Genomic DNA, 20545 nt, shown 5'->3' with positions numbered 1-20545 from the left:
AATACATTTACCATGACTAGAATACTTACCGGTGTACAATCTACAGGAACTCCACATTTAGGAAACTTATTAGGAGCCATATTACCAGCTGTAGAAATGTCTGCACAAAAAGAAAATGATGCTTTTCTTTTTATAGCAGACTTGCATTCACTTACTCAAATTAAAGACGGCGAGACTTTAAGAGAAAACACTTATTCTACAGCTGCAGCATGGTTAGCTTGTGGTCTAGACATAAATGAGACTACTTTTTATAGACAAAGTGATGTACCGCAGGTAACTGAGTTGAACTGGTATTTAAACTGTTTCTTTCCTTATCAGCGATTAACTCTAGCGCATAGTTTTAAGGATAAAGCAGACCGCTTACAGGATGTAAACGCTGGATTATTTACCTATCCTATGCTTATGGCGGCAGACATTTTATTATATGATGCACAGGTAGTACCTGTAGGGAAAGACCAATTGCAACATATAGAGATTACTAGAGAAGTAGCTGGTAAATTCAATAATGCAATGGGAGAAACTCTCATAGAACCTGAAGGTAAAATTCAAGAAAGCACGATGCTCGTACCTGGTACAGATGGTGATAAAATGAGTAAGTCCAAAGGGAATTATATCAATATTTTCCTAGCAGATAAGAAGTTGCGCAAACAAGTCATGTCTATAGAAACAGACAGTACGCCACTAGAAGAACCTAAGGATACTGAGACTTGTAATGTATTTGCACTGTATAAAATAATCGCTACAGAAGATAAAGTTGCAGCAATGAGAGCAAACTATGCGGCAGGCAATTATGGTTATGGTCATGCAAAGCAAGCTCTATTTGAGGCTATTTTAGAAAAATTTGGACCTATTAGAGAACGCTACAATCACTTTATGGAGAATAAGCACGAGATTGATGCTGCTTTAGAAGCTGGTGCTGCAAAAGCTACCTTAATCGCAAATGCTACATTGAAACGTGTTAGGGAGAAGTTGGGATATTAATAAACAAATCAACTGATTAAATACTGTCATTATTAGCTAAGTGAGGCAATTTACTTTTCAGGAATTTCTCTTTACATAGCGATAACATTTGGCGATATTGTTCTTGTAATTCGACTAATTTTAAACAGGTAAAGAGCATTTATTATGGTATAAAAGTTAAAATAATGGTAACTAGTTTTTTTCTTACATAATTTGAACTAGATTTAAGTTCCCCATGATTAATACATAGTAGAACAGTTAAATGGTATCAAATTCTTGATTACTATTTAATGATTAAATTTATTATGTATGTTCAGGAAGAATTCTTCAATTTTTACCATTATTGGTTTGCTTTTGTTTTCATTGATTGCTGTTACTTCTTGTGAGAAGGATGATGATTTACGTATTCTTCAGAAGACAGTTGGTCATAATTTAAAAATGAATATTGTTTCTTATGAGACTTTGAAACAATCTTCTCTTATTACTCAAAACACTCAAGGCCTATTCGGGTACAGAAATAAGAGTGCGGATTCAACGGGCTATGGCATTCAAATTGATACGAGTAGAATTCAAGTGCTAGAAAGTGATTTTTATAAATCTTATACTTTTCAAGTAGTTCAGGACAGTTTAGAAAGACAACAAGTGCTGAAAAATTATGTGTTGACCGTCTATAACGATAGTACATTATATCAGTTTACGATTGATTATCCAGTCCTACAAGATGGTATTTATGATATTAATAACGCCATGGCTAGAAATTATGCAGGTAATAGACTCTATAAAAATGATGTAAATGGATGTGGTTGGAATGAGATTGCAGTTACCAGCTGGCGAGAAACATGTGTAGAGACTACTTGTAAAGGTATGGGGAAGCATACTGTTTCTCAAGGAGCCACATGTACTAGATGGTGGGGAACTTCAAATGGAGCAACGAGAACCTGCACTGGTGGCTGGGTTACTAGATGTCAAAGCGGTGGTGGAACGAGTCATGACCCATTTGGTACCGATGATAATCCTGGCGGTAGTGGTCCTACAGACCGAAATGATTCAGGAGAACCCGATGAAATAGGTACTACACCTAATGATGGTGGTGCGCTGGATGTTGTGGAAACAGATCCGGAATGTAAAAAAATCGCAAACAACTTAAAAGCAACAGATTCTACTTCTACCACTGCAAAGTTCAAAAATAAATTAAGACAAATGGCAGATTCTGTTAAAATATATACAGGCGAGATATCTTATGGGATGTTTAAAGATGATATGAATTTAGAACGACGTGGTGGCGCAGCAGGAACAGCCAGTAACAGCATGAATGCAAACCCGTCAAGTAATTATACCTCTTATGCTCATGTGCATAATAACGATTCTATAGGGACACTAGCGGTATTTTCTTTTGACGATTTAAGTGCATTTGCCAAACAACTATCAAACGATAAAATAGATTCAGGAAGTTTTACGGCTTTTTTATCGACACACCATGGAGATGATGGACAGCATTTTGCTCTCACCATTGATGATCTAAATAAATTTAGAGCTTATTTTAATACTAAATTCCCTTATAATTTACCTACTGGATCTACTACTGCTCAAACAACGGCACATAATACACTTATAAATAGTTATAGTACCACTTATTTATTCACAACTTACAAATATTGGGCAGGAACTGATGCGTTAATTACCCATACAGAAACTGACCCAAAAGTGCAGTTAAAACAATTTATGAAATTTTTAAATGAAACTGATATGGGAATTACGCTTTTCAAGACCGATAAAAATTTCAATAACTTTAAAAAATTAACTTACAACGCAACCTCTAACAATATAACTGAAACATCATGCGATTAATACATTACATTTTCTGCTTAATCTTTTTAAACACCACGATTGTGCAGGCACAATCTTTTGAATCAAAAAGAGTCTTAGATACTAATTTATTAGGCACTTGGGAAACACAAGTAGGCACAAATGAATATATTTCCATCACTATAGACAGTCTCGTAGTAGGTCATGGGACAGGTAGTTTTAAAAAATACACTAAAGATGCTGTAGGAAATATAGATCAGGTGATTTATGACTCCAGTCTTTACAGTATTCCTAACGGGCCTTTCCCTACAGCTATAGCTATAGCGATGTCTGAGCCGCAAGATATGATTGAAGGTAGGACTTCTTATGGTGAGATCAGAGATTATGGTGTAACTCGAGGTGATGTGGATAATAGACGTTTATGGGATTCTAGATTTAGCGAACTACGTATTTACAAAGACTGCTTTAGTTGTGGCTATAAAATGCATTTTAAGATTACATCGTTAAAACTATTTGTAGATGATTTAGGTACATTATTCCCTACAGATTTAGTACTGGATAAGATCAATTAATGGTGTTTAGAATATGAGAAAATAACTGAAACATCATGCGATTAATACATTACATTTTCTGCTTAATCTTTTTAAACACCACGATTGTGCAGGCACAATCTTTTGAATCAAAAAGAGTCTTAGACACTAATTTATTAGGCACTTGGGAAACACAGGTAGGCACAAATGAATATATTTCCATCACTATAGACAGTCTAGAATTAGGATACGGAAGAGGTGGTTTTAAAAAATATACTAAAGATGCTGCAGGAAATATAGATCAGCTGATTTATGACTCCAGTCTTTATAGTATTCCTAATGGGCCTTTTTCTCCAGCAATAGTTATAGGAATGTCTGAGCCGCAAGATATGATTGAAGGTAGGACTTCTTATGGAAGGTTCAGAGATTTTGGTGTAACTCGAGGTGATGTGGATAATAGACGTTTATGGGATCCTAGAAGTTTAGAATTACGTATTTACAAAGACTGCCTTAGTTGTGGCTATAAAATGCATTTTAAGATTACGAGTTTAAAATCGTTTGTAGATAAGCAAGGCACTTTATTCCCTACAGATTTAGTACTGGATAAGATCAATTAATTCAACTATTGAATCTCTACAGGCAATAGATGTAATTGTTGTTCAATAATTATGAATGACGCTAATGGAACTTGTACAGGTCGTTAGGTAACTAAGTTCAGCAGCGGTGGAGGCAGAACATCTAGCGACCCATTTGGTACCGATGATAATCCTGGCGGTAGTGGTCCTACAGACCCAAATGATTCAGGAGAACCCGATGAAATAGGAACCACTCCTAATGATGGTGGTGCGCTGGAACAAGTTAAAGAAGATATTGACAAGAAAAATTGTCGAACTCTAAACAAGCTAACTAAAACAGATACTCTAAGTTTAAACATAAAACCAATAATAGATAGTTTAAGATTAAAAACAGGCTTAGATAAAGAATACTCTGCCAGTTTTGTTAAAGAAAAGATATTTGGCAATATTTATAATAAATTAGATCCATTAGGAATTAGAGAAGGTACCAAGCTTACTAGTTCTTATGCTACCACAGGTAATAGGTGGTTTGGACAAGCACACACACATCCAGCTGGAACTTACCCTATGTTCTCTTGGAATGATATGAGAGTTTTAAGAAATTATTTTGAAGATGCTAACGAAGATTTTCAAGAAGATGTCTTTTTAATGATTGTTAATAATGATGGTACAGTATATGCGCTTAAGATTAATGATTCACAAACTTTAAATGTTGCTATTGAATATGATCTTAGCAACGCAAAAGGATCTACAACTCAAGAAAAAATAGATTTTTTAAATGAAAATTTAAGAAAAGATTATGCTCAAAATAGTAATCTAGAATTAACCTTTTTAAAATTCTTTGAATCTTATGGGGCAACACTTTATGAGGCTGCCGATCAAAATTTATCGAATTGGAATCTGTTAGAATTAAATAATAATAAAGATCAAGTAGTGTCTACTACTTGTAAGTAAATTAATCATTATGAAATACATAATAACTCTTTTAATAACGCTCGTACACTTTTATAATTACGCACAACAACCCGTTTTAACACTACAAGATCAAGGTTTTAGAAATATAGATAATGCTTATTATAAAGATAATAATAATGAGTTAGATAGTTTCGAAGGCACTTGGCTTTTTACAGATGGTAACAATTCCTTAAAAATAGTATTAGAAAAAGAGGTTATGTATTATAATGGTAGTTATTATGAAGATCGTATAAGAGGTGAATATCAATATATTAAAAACGGTGTAGAAATAGTTAATACTTTGATAAGGCTAAATGACACTATACTACAACCATCGTTTTCAAGACATGAGATTTATGGAAATTCCATTTTAAGGGATTGTTTTTATATTCCTTTAAATGATTGTAATACAGGTGAGTTAAGATTAAGAGTTAGTTTTATGGATCCTAATTCTAACGAACATTATGGGGAAATGATATTAAAACATCGAGTCATTAACGGACAAGATGCACTTAAAGCATATATCGGGTTCGGCCTTACTAACCCTAGTGGTCCTGCGGACCGCGTAATTAGTGATCCTGATTTACCATGGCAAGGTGAGTATGTTATGTTTAAACAGTAAATCAGTTGTGCTAAGTTTTATTTTATGAAAATTAAAATTATTTCAATACTCATATTAATTTTGACTATTTATACAAATCCATTGAAGGCTCAAGATGTAATTATGAGCTTAGATACGTTCACTATTTATGCTGATGATGATGGATCTAGCATTCCAGATGATATCACTTACATTAAAGACGTTAATAACAGATTAGACCCTTTCGTCGGTACTTTTACAGGAATCTATGCTGGCAAAATTTATACTTTTGTTATTTCAAAATATAAAGACCCTTCTGATGGAGTCGCAATAGATGTATTAAATATTAAATATAAAATAGAAGACTCCAATGGGGTCAGTTTAGCTCAAACATTGAATATACCAGATAAGTCTTATGATATCACTGGACAACGATTCACATCTGAAGGTTTTTATACAGCAACCTATGTTGGCTTCGATGGATGTGCACAAGCAGGTACTTTTTCTATGGTGCTTTCTGATACTACTAATCTACCTACTATAACACCTAACCAACTTACCGTTTATCTGGATCCAGCTAGAGAATTGTTAACTAACGATGAATGTCCTAATGGAGCAAGCCCACATATTTTCCCCACAAATGAACATTTTGTTCTTACTAGAATTTAATTGGAGTAATATTCAGCTTATTGTTTACACTTTAATATATTGTAACACACATCCAGTACGAATTTACCCTATGTTCTCTTGGAATGTTTTAAGAATATTAAGAAATTATTATCAGGAGACCAATGAAGATTTTCAAGAAGGTGTTTTTTAAATGATTGTTAATGATGATGGTTCCGTATATGCACTTATAATTAATATTAGAGAACGCTACAACCACGTTATGGAAAACAAGTACGAGATTGATGCTGCTCTAGAAGCAGGTGCTGTAAAAGCTACCTTAATCGCAAATGCTACATTGAAACGTGTTAGGGAGAAGTTGGGATTTTAATAAACAAACCAACTGATTAAATACTGTCATTATTGGCAAAGTGAGGCAATTTACTTTTCAGGAATTTCTCTTTATAAAGCGATAACATTTGGCGATATTGTTTTTGTAATTCGACTAATTTTAAACAGGTAAGGAACATTTGTTATATGGTATAAAAGTCAAAACAATGTTAACTAGCTTTTTTTTCTTACATAATTTGAACTAGATTTGAGTTCCCCATGATGAATACATAGTAGAACAGTTAAATGGTATCAAATCCTTGATGACTATTTAATGATTAAATTTATTATGTATGTTCAGGAAGAATTCTTCAATTTTTACCATTATTGGTTTGCTTTTGTTTTCATTGATTGCTGTTACTTCTTGTGAGAAGGATGAAGATTTACCTATTCTTCAGAAGACAGTTGGTCATAATTTAAAAATGAATATTGTTTCTTATGAGACTTTGAAACAATCTTCTCTTATTGCTCAAAACACTCAAGATATATTAGGGTACCAAAATAAGAGTGCGGATTCAACGGGCTATGGCATTCAAATTGATACGAGTAGAATACAACTGCTAGAAAGTGATTTTTATAAATCTTATACTTTTCAAGTAGTTCAGGACAGTTTAGAAAGACAACAAGTGCTGAAAAATTATGTGTTGACCGTCTATAACGATAGTACATTATATCAGTTTACGATTGATTATCCAGTCCTACAAGACGGTATTTATGATATTAATAACGCCATGGCTAGAAATTATGCAGGTAATAGACTCTATAAAAATGATGTAAATGGATGTGGTTGGAATGAGATTGCAGTTACCAGCTGGCAGGAAACATGTGTAGAGACTACTTGTAAAGGTAGGGATAAGCATACTGTTTCTCAAGGAGCCACATGTACTAGATGGTGGGGAACTTCAAATGGAGCAACGAGAACCTGCACCGGTGGCTGGGTTACCAGATGTCAAAGTGGTGGTAGAACGAGTCATGACCCATTTGGTACCGATGATAATCCTGGCGGTAGTGGTCCTACAGACCGAAATGATTCAGGAGAACCCGATGAAATAGGAACCACTCCTAATGATGGTGATGCGCTGGATCCTGTTGATGATGACGATTGCTATTTGGTGTGTCAGAATAATGAGAAGTTAGATCCAGAAAAATGTGAGTGCATTCCTGAAGACTGTGAGTATAAAACTGGATATCTTCACGAGAGTGCTTTTACAAATAGTACTGCGACAATTGGTGACAACACAACCTCAAGTCAAGATAACTTTAGAAATGAAAATGGAGAAATTATTGATGAGACCAATTGTGATACCGGTAAGATAGATAGTGATAGTGAAGTTAATGTTAGCGGTGAAAAAGAGGAACGTAGTTATGTTAAAAATGATGGTACAACAGCATTGGCTTTTTATTACCCAATTGAATATTTGGATTGTCCTAAAGGAAATAGTCCAACCAATAAAGACTACGATTCAACTAAACCTTGTAGTGATTGTGACCATGGAGATCCTGTGTTAAACCCAGAAATACAGGAACAATTAACAGTTTGCGGTAAAAAAGGTGGCATGTATGGTAAAACTAGAGGAGTCCCTTCTTGTAATACACAAAAACATGGAGGAATGGATATTGCAAATGCACAAGGAAATGCCGTGTACGCGATGTTCGATGGTACTGCAAGTTTAGCAACACAAACTTCGGGCGCTGGTTATTATGTTATTATAACTTCAGACTATGGTGACGACAAGATCAAAACAATGTACTTCCACTTAGCTGAAAACACAAGGGTTACTGGAGATGTGAAAGCTGGAGATATTATTGGATATCAAAGTAATTCAGGTAATTTACAAAATGGAATAGATGAAGGAACTACGGAGTCTCATGTTCATATTAAAGTCAAATTAAAACAAAATGGCACATCAAGTTATAGTGCTGTCGACCCATTAAATTATTTCAAAACAATTTTTAACAACACGACAGGAGAGGTAACTACTTCTGGTTGTGATTAATACTTAAACATGAAAAATTTAGTTCTAATATTAATTTCTATTTACACAACTTCAGTAAGTTGTCAAACCAATGATTTACCTGAATCAGTTTATAACACTATAAGGTTTGATAATGTTTTGCTAACTGACATAATAAATTCAAAAGGGAACACTACGACCATTCAATCGCTAATTCCTGTTTCATTTAACATTAATTCAGGAGAAGATCCAGGGCATTGGAAAGAGTATGAATCTAATTCAATTTATTTATTATTTCAAGATGGAGAACAATTTCTTACTCCTAATAACATTCAAGATTATCAATTAACAAATATTAAATTATTTGATAATTCCAAAAGTCTTTTCATTAATGGTATTTATATAAAAGTCGGTGATAATATATCCTTGCTAGGAAATCCAAGTATATTAACTTATAGTGATGGCACTAAAAGAATAGTATACAAGTTGGGTTCAGAAGTTATTAGAATTAGTTTTAGTGAAATTAATAACGAAGTTTCATTAATTGAGTACGAATATTATAACTAAATCATGCCAGCATAAACAATTTCCCAGGCAATGATTTAATCACACCTTTAAATTCCATACTCATTAATAAAGAAGCAACTAAATGGACTGGTTTGTTAATGTGAACTATATCTAATTAGTACTTTTTCATTCTCTTTTAATAAATGCCATGATGAAGTTTAAAATAACAATAGCATTCCTTTTTGTCTCAATATTGTCAAATGCTCAAGACATTCTCTCTTTGGAACAAGCCGCTTATTATTCGGACAATAAGTTAGACTTACCTCAAGAGGTTACTAAAATACATGATTTGAATAATACGTTAGATTCTTTTGTCGGAAATTGGACTGGTATCTATAATGGAAACACAATAGTTTTTCGAATTTATAAAGCGAGAGTTTATAATTCTTACAGTAATATCGAAGAAGATTTTATAAACATCAAATATGACATTAAAGATTCTAATGGTAATATAGTGGTGAGCTCAGCTCAATCTGGTTTGTCTGAGTTTCATGGTATTTTATACCATTTAGATGGATATTTCGGCTTGAACCTACACGATGCATGCGGTAATACTCGAAAGATTTATGTAAAACCTGAGGTGCCTCAACAAAATTGGAGTGTTGTTGGCGCATCTAAAACAGAATTGCAGGTTATAATAACTCAAGGTTCACCACAGGGAATTACAAGCGACCCATTGCCTAATAATTCTCAATGTACTTCTACAGCTGATTATTTGCCCAACGGAGCAATGCTTATTCTCAATAAAGTTTAAATATCACACCAACATAAACATCTTCCCAGGCAGTGGTTTTATCACACCTTTAAGTTCCATACTCATTAATAAAGAAGCTACTTGATGAACTGGCTTATTAATGTTTATGGCAATGATATCTAAGAGTTCTTTTTCGTTCTTTTTTAAGTAGCGGTAAATCAATTTTTCGTCCTCATTGAGTTCTACAAAAAGCTGTTTTTGCACACCGGTATTACGCTCTTTCCAGCCTAGAATGTATGGGATATCAGCCGCTTTGGTGAGTAAATGAGCTTTGGACTGTTTGATGAGCTCATTACAACCTATAGAATACTTATCATTTACACGACCTGGTACAGCAAAAACTTCACGATTATAACCAGCAGCGAGATCTGCGGTAACCAGTGAGCCACCTTTTGCAGCACTTTCTATAACAACCGTTGCCTCACTCAATCCAGCGATAATGCGATTACGACCCAGAAAATTTTTTCTGTCAAAGGTAGCTGTGTGCCAAAAGTCCGTTACAAAACCACCGTTTGCTATCATTTGCTCATTATAAGCTTCGTGGTTTCTCGGGTAAGTTTGATTCAGTCCATGGGCGACTACTGCCACAGTTTGTAAACCATATTTAATAGCCAGTTGATGTGCAAGAATATCAACACCATAAGCATAACCACTAATAATAAGAGGTTTTAACGGAGCAATTTCTTCTATGAATTTCTCAAGAAAAGCCGCACCAGTTGAGGTGATCTGACGTGTTCCTACTATACTTAAGGTATAGGGATTGTTCCAGTCTATATTTCCTTTTTCAAAATAAACAATCGGCCCATCCACGCAGTATTGTAGGCGTTCAGGATAATTGTCTTCATAGTATATTCTGGTGGTGATTCCTTCTTTATGGACGTATTCCAGTTCTTTATCGGCCTTGGTAAATAAATCTGTAGCCTTTATAAACTGTGCTTTCTTATCGCCTATTCCTTCAATTGCGGCTATTTCTCGTATCGATTGTTCAAAAACCGCCGTCGCACTACCAAAGGTTCTGATCAACTTTTTGGCCATGATATCACCTATAAGAGGTGCTTTTTTAAGCGCGAGAATAGAACGTAATTCTTGGTGATCCATTCTATAAATATATAAAACCGTTAGTTAAAAATAAACGGATTAGGATCTAGAATCATATTTTCATAACTCGCTAACTCTTCTTGTGCAGCAACACCAGGGAAATCGCCACGATAATCTCTCATATCTGTCATTACCTGAAAGTGTAGATGTGGCGAGTAACCACCATTTTCATGTGGAGTTCCCAGAGTTGCTATTTTCTCGCTTTCGCGAAAGCGGAATCCAACTTCCCAACCTGCCATATCACTAAGGGATAAGTGTCCATATAGACTGTAGATTTTCTGGCCATTCCAGTCATGTTCTAAAATTATGGTAGGACCGTAATTGCCAGCATCATCATTATGTGCAAAAGAGTGAATAACACCATCCATTACGGCATGAACACTAGTGCCAGCTGGAGCCCATAAATCTATTCCCATATGTACATCTCGAGTGATGCCTGTTTGAAAACGTGCGTTTTTGCGATATAAGGCGCGTTGTTCTAGATAACCACCATGAGCAACATAAGATTGATGTTCATCTCGTTTTTCTGCTAGATATTTTTCAAACACTGAGATATCACTTACATCATTTTTATCCCAAAATGAATTCACAACAGATAAATTAATAGGGAAATAGCCTTTGCTACCTACCGATGGATCAATAAGATGTCTTTTAATGCTCATACTGCACAGAATTTTACTGCAATTTATGGAAATGATCAGAAAACACGACAGCTTATTTTGAGTAGGAATTACTATTGATAACAATGAATTATTACTGTATTTTTAAGGCAAATAAAAGTTACATGATTAATAGAACGGTAAGTAGTGTAGAAGAAGCACTGGAAGGCGTTAAGAGTGGTATGACCTTTATGGTAGGCGGTTTTGGCCTATCAGGAATCCCAGAAAACAGTATTGCCCAACTGGTAAAAACAGGTATTACTGATTTAACGTGTATTTCTAATAATGCTGGAGTAGATGATTTTGGATTAGGTTTACTATTACAAGGGAAACAAATCAAAAAAATGATATCCTCTTATGTAGGAGAGAACGACGAGTTTGAAAGACAAATGTTGAGCGGTGAACTTGAAGTAGATCTGATACCACAAGGAACACTGGCAGAGCGCTGTAGAGCAGCACAAGCTGGAATCCCTGCGTTCTTTACACCAGCTGGTTACGGTACTGAAGTAGCCGAAGGAAAAGAAGTAAGAGATTTTAACGGTAAACCGCATATTCTAGAACATGCATTTCAAGCAGATTTCGCTTTTGTAAAAGCATGGAAAGGTGATGAGGCTGGTAACCTTATTTTTAAAGGAACCGCTCGCAATTTTAATCCGGTAATGGCAGGCGCGGCAACAATCACAGTTGCTGAGGTTGAAGAACTAGTTCCTGCAGGAACTCTAGATCCTAACCAAATCCACATTCCAGGAATCTTTGTTAAACGTATTTTCCAAGGCGAAAAGTATGAGAAGAGAATTGAACAGAGAACTGTTAGACAAAAAGCTTAAGACATGTTGACTAAAGAACAAATTGCACAAAGAATCGCAAAAGAAGTAAAAGACGGATATTACGTAAACCTAGGAATAGGAATCCCTACTCTAGTCGCAAACTATGTGCCGCAGGGAATAGACGTAGAATTTCAATCAGAGAATGGAGTATTAGGAATGGGACCTTTCCCTTTTGATGGAGAAGAAGATGCCGATGTTATTAATGCAGGTAAACAAACCATCACCACATTACCAGGAGCGAGCTTTTTTGATAGTTCTATGAGTTTTGGGATGATCCGTGGTCAGCATGTAGATCTAACTATATTAGGTGCCATGGAAGTTGCTGAAAATGGTGATATAGCCAACTGGAAAATACCAGGTAAAATGGTAAAAGGTATGGGCGGCGCTATGGATCTCGTTGCAAGTGCCGAGAATATCATCGTTGCGATGATGCATACCAATCGTGCTGGAGCTTCAAAATTGTTGAAAAGATGTTCGCTACCACTTACAGGAGTTAATTGTATTACTAAAGTAGTCACTAACATGGCTGTACTTGATGTCACAGATAAAGGATTTGTGCTCCTAGAACGAGCACCTGGTGTAAGTGTTGAAGATATAAAAACTGCTACTGAAGGAAACTTAATCGTTAATGGCGATATTCCTGAGATGGTGATATAATTGATTATTTCATACAATAAAAAAAAGGGCAAACGTGAGTTTGCCCTTTTTTATATGCTATTTTAAATCTACACCTCATCAAAATTAACTTTCACCTTAGCACTGGTCGGATAAGCTTGACATGCTAGAGAAAGTCCTTCTGCAATCTCACTGTCTGTAAGGATGGCATTTTTGGCCATTTGAGCGCTGCCTTCTTCTATTTGACAAATACAAGAACTACAAATTCCGCCCTGACAGCTGTATGGAGCATCGATATCATTTTTAAGCATGATATCTAGCATGTTATCACTACGCTTCATTGTGAACGTGTGCTCTTCATCATCTAGGATTACGATAACCTCAGTTAGATGTGAATCTTCTGTGATTTCTATTTTATTCTCTTTAGTAGAAAAAAGCTCAAAGTGTATGTTTTCTTTAACTATAATCTCTTTTTCTACAAGATTTTCAGTCGTCATGGTGATCATGTCTTCTGGGCCACATAAATAAGCTTTTGCAAAAGCATAATCTGTACAATCCTGCTTCAAGAAAAAGTTCAAATTTCCTTTTGTGACGCGACCAAAAAGTTCGCCATCACGTTCTTCTCTAGAGAAACTATAACGTACTATAAAACGGTCACCATATTGATCTTGAAGATCATTAATTTGTTCAAAATAAATAGTTTGAGAAATACTTTGATTCCCATAAATAAGAGCAAACTTACTATCCGGTTCTGTTTCCAGTACCGTTTTTATAATAGAGATAATAGGTGTGATACCACTACCAGCAGCGACACCTAAATAAGTTTGAGCAATAGTAGACTTTTCATGAACAAAAAGCCCTTCTGGAGCGGCAACATCTAGTTGATCTCCTGCACGCAACGTCATGGCATAGTTAGAGAACACACCATTTTCTACTGCTTTAACAACGACACTCCAGTGATTCTCATGTGGTGCACTAGAAAGTGAATAAGCACGTCGTACTTCATTACCATCTATAGTTGCTTTTAAGGTTAAATACTGACCAGATTGATAATTAAAATCTGAAACCAGTTCTTGTGGTATATCAAATCTAATTTCTACAGCCTGTGGTGTGACCTTAGTTACTTGTTGTATAGTGAGTTTATGAAAATCCATTAGGGTACTTTTAGCGGCTGCAAAAATAAGAAAGGAAAATTGACCTGTAACATTTTTACAACTTTTGTAACTAATACTTCAAATTCACTGACCATGACCAAACATTTTATCAACCTAGAATGGAAAAGCTTCTTTAGAAGTGCCGCATTTAAACAGAATCTTGCCATCAAGATTTTAATGGCTTTTGGTGCTTTATATATGATTTCTGCTTTTGTAGGACTAGGAGTAGGCAGCTATTTTCTCATCCAAAAATCTATTGAAAAAGGTAAAATTATTGCAGATAATCCTTTTCAAGTCGTGAATGGCTTTTTAATTTACTGGTTTTTTGCAGACATAGGTTATCGATATGTACTTCAGAAAATGCCAGTGGCAAATATTAAGCCTATGCTATACTTGCCTTTTAAAAAAGGTAAGATTGTTAATTATGCACTAGGTAAAACGATTGTTTCTTTTTTCAATCTTCTACCAGCGTTCTTTTTTATTCCTTTTAGTATTGTTTTAATTGCACAAGGTTATAGTGTTACAGGTGTTATAGGCTGGCATCTAGCGATGTTATTTATTACGCTAGCCGTTAATTTTCTTAATGTGTTTATGAATAATATGGATAGAGTATTTTATCCAGCACTAGCGGTGATAGCAGGTTTAGGATTGTCCCAGTATTACGGTCTTTTTGATATCACGGCATACACAGGTCCTATGTTTATGTTCTTTTATGAAAACGCTTGGGCATTTATCATTCCATTATTGTTGTGTATTGCGACTGCATATTATGCATATCACTACTTTATCAAACAATTATACCTAGATGAAGGGTTAAAGGCCGTAGCAAAAGAAGCTACCACAGAGGATTTAAGTTTCTTAGACCGCTTCGGTAAACTATCTACTTATCTAAAGAACGACATTAAACTTATAAAAAGAAACAAGCGTGCAAAAATGACCTTTATCATGGGCTTCTTCTTTGTCCTTTATGGATTGTTTTTTATGAATGATTTATATTCTAGTATTAATGGTATGAAGGTTTTTGCAGGACTTTTTTGTACCGGTGGATTTTTATTCAGCTTTGGTGGATTAGTGCCTAGCTGGGATAGTAGTTATTATAAATTAATGATGTCGCAAAATATTCCCTACAGAGAGTTTTTGCTTAGTAAATGGTGGCTTATGGTCGCAGCGACTGCGGTAAGCACGTTGTTGTGTACGTTCTACTTATACTTTGGTCTAGACTGGTGGTTTGGGATGCTCGCAGGTGCTGTTTATAACATTGGCTTTAATAGTTCAGTAGTTTTATGGGGTGGCGCATTTGTGAAAACTCCTATAGATCTAATGACAACTAAAAAAGCTTTTGGTGATTCTAAGGCGTTTAACGCAAAGACAATCTTATTAATAATTCCCAAGCTAGTACTACCAGTGGTGATTTACTACGCATTTGCGTTAACCATAAATGAGTCTGCTGGATTTATAGCGATTGCTGCGACTGGAGTTTTAGGGTTGCTTTTCAGAAATAAGATTTTTGATATGATTGAAGATATTTATAAAAACGAGAAGTACGACACGATAGCCGCTTATTCTCAGAAAAACTAAGAGTAGAGTATTAATTATATACAATACGCTTTCGCGAAAGCGTTATGATTACAACCATTAAGAACACAACTATTATGATTACTATAAATAACCTTTCAAAACAATATAACGGTACTAAAGTTCTAGACATTGAAAGCCTTGAAATTCCTAAGGGACAGGCTATAGGTCTAGTTGGAAATAACGGTGCTGGTAAAACCACCTTGTTTTCATTATTACTGGATTTAATTCAACCATCTAGTGGTCATATTGTTTCTAATGATGTGAGAATTGATCAAAGTGAGGACTGGAAACCATTTACTAGTGCTTTTATAGATGAGAGCTTTTTGATAGGTTACCTTACTCCAGAAGAGTATTTTTATTTCATCGGTGAGTTGCGTGGACAGAACAAAGCAGATATCGATGCGCTCATCGCTAGCTACAGTGATTTCTTTAACGGTGAAGCGGTAGGTCAAAAAAAATATTTGCGTGACCTATCAAAAGGTAACCAGAAAAAAGTAGGTATCGTCGCAGCTTTAATAGGAAAACCACAGGTCGTAATATTAGATGAGCCATTTGCAAATCTAGATCCATCTACACAAATCAGGTTAAAGAAGATTATTAAAGATCTTGCAAATGATCCAGAAGTAACGGTTTTAGTGTCTAGTCATGATTTAATACATGTCACAGAGGTCGCACAAAGAGTGGTGTTACTAGAGAAAGGAAGAGTCGTAAAAGATATTGAGAAAAGCAGTGCTACTTTTAAAGAACTGGAAGACTATTTTATTGGTATATCAGAAATTCATGCGCCAGTTGCTACTGTGTTAACTGAAGAAGAATAATTATGAATGCAATGATAAAAATGTACGTGATTCATGTAGTAATTTTTATAGCTATTTTCTTTATAGCACGATACATCATATCACAGTATGTAGTGGATCCAACTTTCTGGACTACAGTAATACCTGTAGCATGTGGTTGGTTACTTGCACCAAAGCCTCATGTAGAAGAACATCAATCTGGTAAGCAATATGGTTTAAGAATCGTGTTTTCAAATAAGATTATCAAGTTGTAGTTATCTTTGCATTAAAATTGAAGTCATGAGTGCCAAAATGAAAATGTATCTAGTCTATGGTGTTGTGTTTTTAGCATTATTTCTAGGGTTATGGGTTTTATCTGGGTATATGTTTGAGCCAGATAGCACCATGCGCAAATTAACACCTATAGTAGCTTCAATTATTCTATCTCCTAAACCACATGTTGTAGAAACACAGTCAGGAAGACAGTATGGATTAAAGAGTCTATTCTCAAAAAAAATCTACTGGTTTAAAGATTAATTATACTCTTATACATTGGTTGATAACTGCCATTTAATCATTTTCTTAGTTTAGGGATAAAAAATCCTTATTTTTACGACCTTTCACAATATCTATGCTGTTTAAGCAGTTATGATAGCTAGATAAAAAAGGAGCTTTTGAGAACCACACTTATTAACATTTTAACGTTTTTACTTCTATTAGTAGCAGTTACTAGTTGTAGTCGTAAAAAAAACTCATTTATAAGCCGCAACTTACATGCAGTGGGAACTGAGTATAATGTGCTTTACAATGGTGATCTCGCCTTGCAAGCTGGACTAGATGAACTAGAAGCGACCTATAACGAGAATTACTGGGACGTTCTACCTGTAGAACGCATGCAGGTTAAACAAGAGGTGTTCTTACCAGGGCAGAAACCGACAAATCCTAACTTTGAAAGAGCCGAAGAAAAGGCTGTAAAAGCGGTACAAAAACATTCCATTTTTGTTAATGAAGAAGAATTCAATCCACAGGTTGATGATGCTTATTTGTTGTTAGGTAAAGCGCGATACTATGATCAGCGATTTGTGCCAGCGCTCGAGGCGTTTAATTACATCTTACAATTCATGCCAGATAGTGATCAACTTAATCAGGCAAAAATATGGCGAGAGCGCACTAATATGCGCTTAGATAATAACGAGACCGCAATAATAAATCTTACTAAACTTCTTAAAGAAGAAAGTGAGATTATAGAAAATGAAGATCTAGCAAATGCAAATGCGACACTTTCTCAAGCCTTTTTAAACTTAGAGCAAATAGATAGCGCATTGATTTATATGAATCGTGCAGCAAATCTTACTAAAAATAAAGAAACCATCGCTCGCTATAAATTTATAGCAGGACAGCTTTTTGCAAAAGCAGGACAGCGAGACAGTGCTTTTGTGAAATTTGATCAAATAATTGAAATGCATCGCAAGGTGCCACGCCGTTATTACATTCACTCATTTATTGAAAAGATAAAGCAGTTTGATCTTAATACAGATGATGAAACAGAACTTTTAGAAACACTCAACGATTTAGAAGAAAACCGTGAAAACCGCCCATGGCTAGATCATATTTACTCTCGTAAAGCGATATACTTTGAAGATAGAGACTCTCTTAAGGATGCAATTACCTATTACAATCTTTCTTTAAGAGCAAAAGGTGGGACAGATAGGTACTTGCGTGGTAATAATTACAATGCACTAGGTAAAATAAGTTTTGATCAAAACCAGTACGCCGCAGCAGGTAAGTACTATGACAGCGCTATGATTAATTATGTAGAGCGTAGTCCAGAACATCGATTAGTAAAAAAGAAAAGAGAGAATCTTGAAGACGTTATCCTGTATGAAGAAAGACGTCGTAGTGCAGACAGTATTTTTAACGTGTTAGACATGTCTGCTGATCAGCAAATTGCTTATTATAACGAGTACATTGCAAAATTAAAAGCAGAGGAAGAACGACTAGCAAAACTAGCTGAAGTTGAAGCATTAAAAGAAGCTCAAAATCAAAATGCTTTTCAAACCATACAAAATAATAAGACGACTAAGCGAGGTAACGCAGGACCAGCATTCGGCCCTATAGGCGGTGCACCTTCGACACCTACACTTTCAGGTACTCCTACATTTTACTTTTACAATCCACAAACGGTTGCACGTGGTAAGCAAGATTTCCGTAGAAAATGGGGAAAACGTAAATTAGAAAATAACTGGAGACGTAAGAATAAAAAAGATGATGGCGGTGGCGAGATTGTTATTGAAGAAGATGAAGTACTTGTAGAAGAAGAAATAAGACCTGAGTTTACACCAGAGTTTTATATCGATCAATTACCGCAAGGCATGAGTGTGTTAGATAGCATAGCCAAAGCGCGCAACTTTGCATATTACCAGTTAGGTGTAATCTATAAAGAGAAATTCAAACGAAATGATTTAGCAATAAGTCGTCTAGAAAACTTAATCACTTTTAATCCAGCCGAGAAGCTGTTACTGCCAGGTCTGTATAATTTATACCTTATATATAATGAGAGTGGCGCTTTCGCGAAAGCGGATATATACAAAAGCCGTATCATTAATGAATTCCCAGATACTAGATATGCACAAATTTTGTTGAATCCAGATGCAAAAATAGAAGATAACGCTAGTCCTAGTGCAGTTTATAAAAGACTCTATAAAGAATATGAAAAAGGAAATTATGAAATTGTAGTCACAAATGTGGAGCGATACGTAACCCTTTTTAATGGAGATCCTATTGTACCTAGATTAGAGTTATTGAAAGCATTTGCGGCAGGAAGATTATATGGTTTCAAAGAGTATAAAAGAGGAATCGATTTTGTCGCTCTCAATTTCCCTAATACTGAAGTAGGTAAAAGTGCTCAAAAATTAGTTCTTGAAGCTGAGAAACTAAAAATAGCTGAAGCTTTTATGCCAGAGCAAGGTCTCTCTGATTTTAAATTAATATATCGCATAGAAAAACTAATTATCAAAAATTAGAACAACTTAAAAATCAATTAGTAAAAGCTATTGAGCAAGAGAAATATGGATTTACAGTGTCTGTAGATGTTTATAATCCACAAGAGAATTTAATTGTAGTTCATGGATTAACTTCAAAACTAGGAAGTCGTGGATTAGGAGACTTTATGGCAAATCCTAGCAATGGATTCAACGTAACTACTAAAGCAATACCTATTGCAACAGAGAATTATAAAATCATTCAAGTTTATAAAAGCTTAGATGATTATGAAAAAGAAATGCTTTAAACACATTTAATATGTTTAACGATAAGAAAGGTTCAAAAAAAGGACAAATGGAAGCAGGGAAATCGCAAAATAGAATCAGTCACGGCACAGTGATAGAAGGAGACATAACCAGTCAAGGTGGTTTTAGAATAGATGGAACAATTAATGGAACGTTGCAAACACCTGCAAAGGTTGTTATAGGTAAAGATGGATCTATTAATGGTTCTTTAGAATGTGGTAATGCAGATATTGAAGGAAATTTTAAAGGAAAACTATCTGTTACTGGTTTGTTAACTTTAAAATCAAGCGCAGTTATCGATGGCGAAGTAGTTATTTCAAAATTAGCTGTGGAGCCTGGTGCTACATTTAATGCAACCTGTTCTATGAATACTGGAGTGAAAAACTTGAGCGATAGCAATAAAAAAGGTAAAACGGCCTAGACTTACATTATAGTCACACATCTTATTCTACATGAATTTTTATCTCAAGACCTTTTTGTTGCTGTTATTATTGTCACTTTCTATTTTTGGAATACATTATTTAATAGTAGATCATCCTACTATTCCGTTATGGAAAACTTATAGTTTTCTTGGTGTTGCAGCTTTTATTACAGTTAGCGCATTAAAATACGTCTTCGGATTAGTACCAGATAAGCTAGGATTTGCTTTTTTAGCACTGGTTTTTATAAAGTTTGGAATTGTCTTAATTATGTTTCCAGAATTGATAACTGGACCTAGCTTATCAAAAGTTGAGGTATTGGGCTTTCTAATTCCTTATTTTATCTTTTTGTTTTTAGAAGCGGCGATAGTTATTAAGTGGCTTAATAAGAATTAATTGGCTGCTAAAAAAAACTTTGAAAAGCAGTAAAAAATTAACTTTGAAAAGCTCGCTTT

The 20545-nt window shown here is 35.0% G+C and carries 23 protein-coding genes; 20 read left to right on the top strand and 3 right to left on the bottom strand.

Annotated features, from left to right (window positions below; all coding sequences use genetic code 11):
• Positions 1-12 precede the first annotated feature (12 nt).
• From trpS to BST92_RS05490, 10 genes are all read left to right on the top strand, one after another.
• On the top strand, positions 13-981 hold the full coding sequence (trpS, locus tag BST92_RS05545) for a tryptophan--tRNA ligase (RefSeq protein WP_042295080.1): 969 nt from the start codon (positions 13-15) through the stop codon (positions 979-981).
• 288 nt (positions 982-1269) lie between these two features.
• Entirely contained in the window at positions 1270-2808 is a 1539-nt protein-coding gene (locus tag BST92_RS05540) for a hypothetical protein (RefSeq protein WP_146105101.1), read from the top strand.
• Positions 2799-3338 (top strand): hypothetical protein, encoded by a 540-nt coding sequence (locus BST92_RS05535; RefSeq protein WP_105070545.1) that lies wholly within the window; start codon positions 2799-2801, stop codon positions 3336-3338. The genes BST92_RS05540 and BST92_RS05535 overlap by 10 nt, the downstream gene beginning before the upstream one ends.
• Positions 3339-3373: 35 nt before the next feature.
• On the top strand, positions 3374-3913 hold the full coding sequence (locus BST92_RS05530; protein ID WP_146105100.1) for a hypothetical protein: 540 nt from the start codon (positions 3374-3376) through the stop codon (positions 3911-3913).
• 543 nt (positions 3914-4456) lie between these two features.
• Positions 4457-4825: a hypothetical protein gene (locus tag BST92_RS05525; RefSeq protein ID WP_146105099.1), complete on the top strand. Its 369-nt coding sequence runs from the start codon at positions 4457-4459 to the stop codon at positions 4823-4825.
• A 10-nt stretch (positions 4826-4835) separates the two neighbouring features.
• Positions 4836-5447: a DUF6705 family protein gene (locus tag BST92_RS05520; protein ID WP_105070542.1), complete on the top strand. Its 612-nt coding sequence runs from the start codon at positions 4836-4838 to the stop codon at positions 5445-5447.
• Positions 5448-5471: 24 nt separating this feature from the next.
• Positions 5472-6074: a DUF6705 family protein gene (locus tag BST92_RS05515; protein ID WP_105070541.1), complete on the top strand. Its 603-nt coding sequence runs from the start codon at positions 5472-5474 to the stop codon at positions 6072-6074.
• Between the two features lie 620 nt (positions 6075-6694).
• On the top strand, positions 6695-8398 hold the full coding sequence (locus BST92_RS05505) for a M23 family metallopeptidase (RefSeq protein WP_105070540.1): 1704 nt from the start codon (positions 6695-6697) through the stop codon (positions 8396-8398).
• 9 nt (positions 8399-8407) lie between these two features.
• Entirely contained in the window at positions 8408-8923 is a 516-nt protein-coding gene (locus BST92_RS05500) for a hypothetical protein (protein ID WP_105070539.1), read from the top strand.
• 148 nt (positions 8924-9071) lie between these two features.
• On the top strand, positions 9072-9677 hold the full coding sequence (locus BST92_RS05490) for a hypothetical protein (protein WP_105070538.1): 606 nt from the start codon (positions 9072-9074) through the stop codon (positions 9675-9677).
• A gap of 3 nt (positions 9678-9680) precedes the next feature.
• On the opposite strand, the gene dprA is transcribed toward BST92_RS05490, so the two are convergent.
• Complete coding sequence (dprA, locus tag BST92_RS05485) at positions 9681-10775, bottom strand: DNA-processing protein DprA (RefSeq protein WP_105070537.1); 1095 nt, start codon at positions 10773-10775, stop codon at positions 9681-9683.
• A 20-nt stretch (positions 10776-10795) separates the two neighbouring features.
• Entirely contained in the window at positions 10796-11437 is a 642-nt protein-coding gene (locus tag BST92_RS05480; RefSeq protein ID WP_105070536.1) for a peptidoglycan DD-metalloendopeptidase family protein, read from the bottom strand.
• 122 nt (positions 11438-11559) lie between these two features.
• On the opposite strand from BST92_RS05480, the gene BST92_RS05475 reads away from it, so the two are divergent.
• Entirely contained in the window at positions 11560-12261 is a 702-nt protein-coding gene (locus BST92_RS05475; protein ID WP_105072207.1) for a CoA transferase subunit A, read from the top strand.
• A gap of 3 nt (positions 12262-12264) precedes the next feature.
• Positions 12265-12918, top strand: a complete 654-nt coding sequence (locus BST92_RS05470; RefSeq protein ID WP_105070535.1) for a CoA transferase subunit B — start codon at positions 12265-12267, stop codon at positions 12916-12918.
• Between the two features lie 68 nt (positions 12919-12986).
• Here BST92_RS05470 and BST92_RS05465 read toward each other — a convergent pair whose 3' ends face one another.
• On the bottom strand, positions 12987-14030 hold the full coding sequence (locus BST92_RS05465; protein ID WP_105070534.1) for a ferredoxin--NADP reductase: 1044 nt from the start codon (positions 14028-14030) through the stop codon (positions 12987-12989).
• A 93-nt stretch (positions 14031-14123) separates the two neighbouring features.
• Here BST92_RS05465 and BST92_RS05460 point away from each other — a divergent pair, with 93 nt between their 5' ends.
• From BST92_RS05460 to BST92_RS05430, 8 genes are all read left to right on the top strand, one after another.
• A complete protein-coding gene (locus tag BST92_RS05460) occupies positions 14124-15608 on the top strand; it encodes a DUF5687 family protein (protein ID WP_105070533.1) in 1485 nt (494 codons plus the stop codon).
• 74 nt (positions 15609-15682) lie between these two features.
• On the top strand, positions 15683-16426 hold the full coding sequence (locus tag BST92_RS05455) for an ABC transporter ATP-binding protein (RefSeq protein WP_042244998.1): 744 nt from the start codon (positions 15683-15685) through the stop codon (positions 16424-16426).
• 2 nt (positions 16427-16428) lie between these two features.
• On the top strand, positions 16429-16659 hold the full coding sequence (locus tag BST92_RS05450; RefSeq protein WP_105070532.1) for a hypothetical protein: 231 nt from the start codon (positions 16429-16431) through the stop codon (positions 16657-16659).
• 25 nt (positions 16660-16684) lie between these two features.
• Positions 16685-16921, top strand: a complete 237-nt coding sequence (locus tag BST92_RS05445; RefSeq protein WP_105070531.1) for a hypothetical protein — start codon at positions 16685-16687, stop codon at positions 16919-16921.
• A 137-nt stretch (positions 16922-17058) separates the two neighbouring features.
• On the top strand, positions 17059-19407 hold the full coding sequence (gene porW / locus BST92_RS05440; RefSeq protein ID WP_211292447.1) for a type IX secretion system periplasmic lipoprotein PorW/SprE: 2349 nt from the start codon (positions 17059-17061) through the stop codon (positions 19405-19407).
• 56 nt (positions 19408-19463) lie between these two features.
• Entirely contained in the window at positions 19464-19673 is a 210-nt protein-coding gene (locus BST92_RS15125; RefSeq protein ID WP_211292446.1) for a hypothetical protein, read from the top strand.
• Between the two features lie 11 nt (positions 19674-19684).
• Positions 19685-20092 carry a bactofilin family protein gene (locus tag BST92_RS05435; protein ID WP_036583460.1) on the top strand — a complete coding sequence of 136 codons (408 nt, stop codon included), beginning with the start codon at positions 19685-19687 and terminating at the stop codon, positions 20090-20092.
• Between the two features lie 31 nt (positions 20093-20123).
• On the top strand, positions 20124-20486 hold the full coding sequence (locus tag BST92_RS05430; protein ID WP_105070530.1) for a hypothetical protein: 363 nt from the start codon (positions 20124-20126) through the stop codon (positions 20484-20486).
• Positions 20487-20545 lie beyond the last annotated feature (59 nt).

The sequence above is a fragment of the Nonlabens arenilitoris genome (assembly GCF_002954765.1).
Lineage (GTDB): Bacteria > Bacteroidota > Bacteroidia > Flavobacteriales > Flavobacteriaceae > Nonlabens > Nonlabens arenilitoris.
The sequence above is the reverse complement of the archived record's forward strand: the minus strand, read 5'-3'. Positions and strand labels throughout refer to the sequence as shown.